Origin of the sequence: Bifidobacterium moraviense, assembly GCF_012932365.1 — a bacterium.
Classification (GTDB): domain Bacteria; phylum Actinomycetota; class Actinomycetes; order Actinomycetales; family Bifidobacteriaceae; genus Bifidobacterium; species Bifidobacterium moraviense.
This window is the reverse complement of sequence record NZ_JAAIIH010000009.1, coordinates 90,424-96,423: the sequence shown is the minus strand read 5'-3', so window position 1 is coordinate 96,423 and position 6,000 is coordinate 90,424. Positions and strand designations below refer to the sequence as shown.

Here is a 6,000-nt window from a genome sequence, read left to right as displayed (position 1 = left end):
CCTGAACCGGGCCACACGGGAAAGGACGCCGGACGCCACCGGCAGGGCGAAGCGCGCCCACGACAGCCAACCGGAATCCCGACACGTCAACTCCCCAAGGAGTTGACAAAAACATAGGAACACCCCCTAGCAACAACCATCCACCCGCAAACGGCAAACAGCAAGCAACACGCAACGGCGGCAAGCGGCGAAACACCAGCAACACGCCGAGAGCAGTTCGTCGCGCCCCATCCCATTCCGCACACACCGGAATCGAACCGGTTCGCCCCCTCGGGGCGGCCACCACAGCACTTCCCCGTCACACCTTTTCAAGGAAGAAACAAGAAAGAAGGAGGAGCACCATGCCCCATACCAACAGGCACCGCACCACAAGACGCACGGTCGTCAGGGCCCTCGCCGCGACACTCGCCATAGCGAGCCTTGCGACCGTGGGCGGCTGCGGCGAGGCGGCACGCGCGGCGGCGAAGGCCAACGCCAACGAGATCACCATATGGACGCACACGGCCGGCAGCGAAGCCGAGCTTGCCGGCGTCCAGCAGATCATCAAGGACTACAACGCCAGCCCGGACAAGAAGGCTACCGTCAAACTGCAGTCCTTCCCACAGAGCTCGTACAACGATTCCATCATCTCCGCCTCCTCGGCCAACAACCTGCCCTGTCTGGTGGACGTGGACCAACCCAACACCCCGTACTGGGCATGGGCCGGTATCCTCGAACCGCTGACCGACAAGGCACTGCTCGAGCGCGCCGGCGACCTCATGGAATCCGGCAAGGGCACTTGGAACGGCGATCTGTACACCGTGGGCTACTTCGACGCCACGGTGGCCCTCTTCGCCCGCAAGTCCGTGCTCAAGAAGCTCGGCATCCGCGTGGCCACAGTCGACGAGCCGTGGACCAAGACCGAAATGAACGACGCCCTCGCCAAGCTCAAGGCCAGCGGCGAATGGACCTACCCGTTCGAAATCGGCACCGCCGACAACAAGAGCGAATGGTACGCCTATGCCTTCGGCCCGATCCTGCAGTCCTTCGGCGGCGATCTGGTCAACCGCAAGGACTACCAGAGCTCCGACGGAGTGCTCAACGGCAAGGAGGGCAAGGAGTTCGCCCACTGGATGCGAGACCTCGTGGCCAAAGGCTACATCTCCTCCAAGGGCGGCTCGGATACCGCGCTTGACTTCGTGAACAACAAGTCCGGACTGCTCTACGGCGGCATCTGGTCGATGAGCACCTTCCAGAAGTACGCCAAGGACTACGACGACATCGTGGTCATGCCGATGGCCGACTTCGGCCACGGCTCGGTGACCGGCGGCGGCTCCTGGACCGTGGGCATGACCCAGTCCTGCCCGAACAAGGCCGCGGCACAGGACTACATCCGCTTCTCCCTGCAGGACAAGTACATCGCCACCATGGCCAAGGCCGGCATGAACATCCCGACCACCACGGGCGCTCAGCAGCTCGTCCCGGAGTTCTCCAAGGGCGGCGACATGCAGATCTTCACCAAGATCTCGAAGAAGTACGTCAAGATGCGCCCCGAGACCCCGGCTTACAACTTCATCTCCACCGAGTTCCGCAAGACCATCGGCGACATCATGAACGGCGCCGACGTGGACACCTGGCTCGACAAGGCGGTCAACCACATCGACGGCAACATCCAAGGCGCCGACGGCTACCGGAAGAACTGAGAGGGAATCATCATGACCAACGCAACCGCAACCTCCACACGCACCACACACGCCAAGTCGACCAGCCACACCGGCCGCGTCACCCGGACCGCCGAGCAGCGCCACGAGAACGCCGTGGGCTGGGCCATGCTGCTGCCCGCCTCCATCCTCCTGCTGCTGTTCATCGGCATCCCGGTGCTGCTGGCGTTCGGACTGGCGTTCACCAACGCCCGCACGATCAGCCCGAACCCCACCCGGTTCATCGGCTTCGAGAACTTCACCCGACTGTTCTCCGATCCCACGTTCTGGTTCGCACTGCGTAACGTGGCGGTGTTCGCCGTGATCGTGGTGCCGGTCCAGGCCGGACTGGGCCTGCTGCTCGCCGTGCTCATCAACAAGCAGGTCCGCTCCTCGGTGTTCTTCCGCACGGTCTACTTCCTGCCCGTGGTGACCTCCATGGTGGTGGTCTCGTTGCTGTGGATGTTCATCTACCAGAACGACGGCATGCTCAACCAGGTCATAGCCAAGCTCACCTTCGGCCATTGGCAGGCGGTGGACTGGCTCAACGACCCGCGCACCGCGATGGGCGCGATCATCGTGATGTCCATCTGGCAGGCGGTCGGCCAGCACATGCTCATCTGGCTGTCCGGCCTGCAGACCATCCCCGGCGAACTGTACGAGGCCGCCGAGCTCGACGGCTGCTCGGCCTGGGAGCAGTTCAAGAACGTGACCTGGCCGTGCCTGCGTTCCACGCGCAACATGATCCTCATCACCATCACCATCGCCGCGATGAGCCTGTTCACCCAGATCAACGTGATGACCCAGGGCGGCCCACGCGACGCCACCACCACCGTGGTGTTCGAGGCCGTGCGCTCCGGCTTCCAGCAGCAGGAGATGGGCTACGCCTCCGCGATCACGCTCGTGTTCTTCCTCATCATCATGGTGATCACCGGCATCCAGCGGTACCTGACCCGCGAGAAGTAACGAGAGACAAGCAAAGGATTTATGATGAGCAACGCAACGACTATGGCTGCGCACGACAAGCGCGCGGCGAAGGAATCCAGGAAAGTGGCTTACAAGCACAACCGACTGTCCGTGGGCGGCTGGATCGTGCGCATCCTGTTCGCATGCCTGTTCGCCTTCCCGCTGATCTTCATGGTGGTCAGCTCCCTCAAGCCCGATGACGAGATCATGGCCGATCTCGGCTCGGTCAAGGCGTTCCTGCCGGTCGGCCACATCTCGCTCGAGAACTACGCGCAGGTGTTCACCCGCGTGCCGGCAGGCACCTTCCTGATGAACTCGGTGATCATCACCGTGGTGACCGTGGTGCTCGGCGTGATCGTCAACTCGATGGCGGCCTTCGCCATCCAGCGCCTTCAAGTGCGCGGCAAGAAGGTGATCTTCACGTTCATCCTCGCCACGCTCATGGTGCCGTTTGAGACCTACGCGATCCCGCTGCTGTGGTGGGTCAACCAGCTGCCGCGCCCGGTGGTGGATCAGTTCGGACTGTACTTCACGCGCGGCTGGATCGACACGCTACCCGTGCAGATCGTGCCGTTCATCGCCAACGCCTTCTCCGTGTACCTGTACATGCAGTACTTCGAGACGATCCCGAAGGACCTCGACGAGGCCGCCCGCGTGGACGGCGCCGGCTGGTTCCGCATCTACTCGCGCATCGTGATGCCGCTGTCCGGCCCGGCCACCGCCACCGTGGTAATCCTGAGCTTCCTGCCGATGTGGAACCAGTACGTCTGGCCGCTGATGGTGGTGCAGTCCGAGAACCTGCGTCCGGTGATGATCGGCGTGCAGTACTTCCAGCAGATGACCACTTCGTGGGGCCAGATCATGGCGTACAGCTCGCTGATCACCGTGCCGATCATCATCGTGTTCGTGATCTTCCAGAAGCAGTTCGTCAGCTCCATCGCGTCCTCGGGCGTCAAGGGCTGAGCCGTGAAGCCAACGATCCAGTGGATTGCTTGCAGGCTCAGCCGAGCGACGACAGCCGCGAGGAAACGCTGAGCCGCGCCGAAGGAGAGTCCGTCATTGCAGGACCGACGCGTGACGCAAACAATCCACTGAACCGTTCATGGCAGCAACCTCGCCAATAACGGGCTGCCACCAAACAACACTTGCCGGATGGGTTTTCCCCTTTTTCACCCATCCGGCATCATCTATATCCGCACCCCCACATCCCGTCGATCCAAGTGAATCGCCCCAACTGCGACAGGCCAGACGGCGAATACGATTTTGCCGTACCCCAGTCTTCAAGGAGTATGTTCCCATGACCATTACCATCAATGCCGACGATTACACCTCATTCGAGGCGTTTGCGGAATACACCGGAGACGGTCGTGCCCAGGCGACCCTGCGACTGACACCTTCGAATCCCAATGCGCCGTCCACCGAAGCGCATCTGACCGCAGCCGAACGCCGTAAACGCATCATTCTGCCACTCGAGCCGGGCGAACGCTACACGCTCCATCTTGACGGCCTCACACTGGGCGTTGCGTATCTGAGCGGCGGCGAACGCCTGATGGAGCACGGCATCCGCATCATCACACCGGATACCCGCGCCACCGCGCACCGTCCACACGCGCACTTCGAGCCGCCCCAGCACTGGATGAACGACCCCAACGGCCTGTGCCGATTCCAAGGTCGGTACCACCTCTTCTACCAGTTCAACCCGTATGGCTGGCAGTGGGACAACATGCACTGGGGCCACGCCGTCAGCCGCGATCTGCTGCACTGGACGGACCTACCGGTTGCGTTGCTGCCGCAACCCGACCTTTCGGCGGATCCGCAGCTTGCAGGCGGCGCGTTCTCCGGCTCCGCCGTCACCGTGGACGCCGATGGCCATATCGCGCCCGGTGACGAAGCCAGCGCCATCCGCATCTATCTGACCCGCCATTGGGAGCGCCGGGGCGAGCCCGGTTCCGTGGTGGAGACGCAGACCACTGCCGTCAGCACTGACGGACTGACCTTCAGTCCCGAGACGACGGTGATCCGTCGTCCGACCGAGGACATGGGGCTCGACTTCCGCGACCCGAAGATCGATGACACCTTGCTCGATGGCACCGAATCCGCAGACACGCCGACCATCGTGGTGGCCACGAACCTACCGTCCGAACAGGCGCCCGTAATCGGCGAGCCCGGCTCGGCCCCGGCACCGAAGTCCGGCACGTCGTACTGGTTCGCCGACAGCCCGTGCGACGCGCCCGGCCTGCGTCAGCCCGATCTGACACGTACGCCGGCGCTCGCGCTGTTCCGCGCCACCGACACCGATCTGGGGAAGGCCGAATGGCGTTACGCTGGCCCATTCCTGTTCGAGACCGGCCTGCCCGAGGCGTACACCTACGAATGCCCGGACGCCTTCTCGCTCGACGGCACGGCCGTGGCGATCGGGTCCGTGATGAAACTGCGCGACGCCACCGGCCGGTTCCAGCCCATCCGCTGGTATACGGGCTCGATTGACGGCGCTCCCGACCGCATCAGCGACAGCACCGCCGATGCGCCGCGACTGCGCGTGGACCATACCGGATGGTGTGATTTCGGCTCCTGCTATTACGCGGTGCAGTCGTTCCGCGACCGTCATACGGATGAGCACGGCGACGCCGTGGATCGCCGCATCGCCATCGGTTGGCTGTGCGACTGGTTCGGCGTACGCATCGAACGCGATGACTACGCCAATGGCGCGATGAGCCTGCCGCGCGAGCTGCATGTGGTTGATGGACGTCTGACATCACGCCCGATCGAGGAAGTCTACGATCTGCTGATCGGCGACGTGCTGGGTGAGATTCCGGGGACTGAGCAGAACTCGGAGGTATCTGAGGCGAACGGCGGTTCGGACAGTCTGAGCACGGCTCAGGCACTCGTGAATGACGGCATCGACGATCAGCCGGGCAACGCCCGCGACTTGCAGGTCAGCGCACCGCAGCATTCCTACTATGCGGATATCCATCCCAAGGCCGACTCAGCGTTCTCCATGACGCTGGTCTCCGGCGTACGCACCCAGCCGGACGGTACCACCGTCGAAGCTTCGCTGCGGCTCATAAGCGACGGCCAATCCGTGCATCTGACCACCACCGGCCTGCCAACAGACGGTTTCGATTACGTTTCCGCGACCGAACAGGTGACCCGCGTGGAGGTGTTCTATGACCACGGCGTGGCAGAGATGTTCGTTAACAACGGCGAGGATGCAGGCGCGATCCTGTTCGACTGCAATAATGCAAACGAAGCGGGCTTCGTCACCGAGCCGTCCATCACCAGCTTCAACGGCACCGCCATCGTCCGCGAACTGCGAGGCACACGCTGATTCCCTACATCATGGGGCTGTAGCACC

General features: G+C 63.1%; 4 protein-coding genes. All 4 read left to right on the top strand.

Translation table 11 applies throughout. The features are described 5' to 3' along the window. Positions 1 to 341: 341 nt before the first annotated feature. The 4 genes from G1C96_RS06790 to G1C96_RS06775 all read left to right on the top strand — a co-directional run bounded on the left by G1C96_RS06790 (position 342) and on the right by G1C96_RS06775 (position 5,973). Entirely contained in the window at positions 342 to 1,682 is a 1,341-nt protein-coding gene (locus G1C96_RS06790) for a sugar ABC transporter substrate-binding protein (protein ID WP_169275838.1), read from the top strand. A 12-nt stretch (positions 1,683 to 1,694) separates the two neighbouring features. After that, positions 1,695 to 2,645: a carbohydrate ABC transporter permease gene (locus G1C96_RS06785; protein ID WP_236023785.1), complete on the top strand. Its 951-nt coding sequence runs from the start codon at positions 1,695 to 1,697 to the stop codon at positions 2,643 to 2,645. A 24-nt stretch (positions 2,646 to 2,669) separates the two neighbouring features. Beyond that, positions 2,670 to 3,608 carry a carbohydrate ABC transporter permease gene (locus tag G1C96_RS06780; RefSeq protein WP_236023786.1) on the top strand — a complete coding sequence of 313 codons (939 nt, stop codon included), beginning with the start codon at positions 2,670 to 2,672 and terminating at the stop codon, positions 3,606 to 3,608. 334 nt (positions 3,609 to 3,942) lie between these two features. After that, positions 3,943 to 5,973 carry a glycoside hydrolase family protein gene (locus G1C96_RS06775; RefSeq protein ID WP_169275837.1) on the top strand — a complete coding sequence of 677 codons (2,031 nt, stop codon included), beginning with the start codon at positions 3,943 to 3,945 and terminating at the stop codon, positions 5,971 to 5,973. Positions 5,974 to 6,000 lie beyond the last annotated feature (27 nt).

Bases quoted from the DNA above. Each gene is read 5' to 3' on its own strand.
- G1C96_RS06790 (WP_169275838.1), top strand. From the start codon at position 342: ATGCCCCATACCAACAGGCACCGCACCACAAGACGCACGGTCGTCAGG.
- G1C96_RS06785 (WP_236023785.1), top strand. From the start codon at position 1,695: ATGACCAACGCAACCGCAACCTCCACACGCACCACACACGCCAAGTCG.
- G1C96_RS06780 (WP_236023786.1), top strand. From the start codon at position 2,670: ATGAGCAACGCAACGACTATGGCTGCGCACGACAAGCGCGCGGCGAAG.
- G1C96_RS06775 (WP_169275837.1), top strand. From the start codon at position 3,943: ATGACCATTACCATCAATGCCGACGATTACACCTCATTCGAGGCGTTT.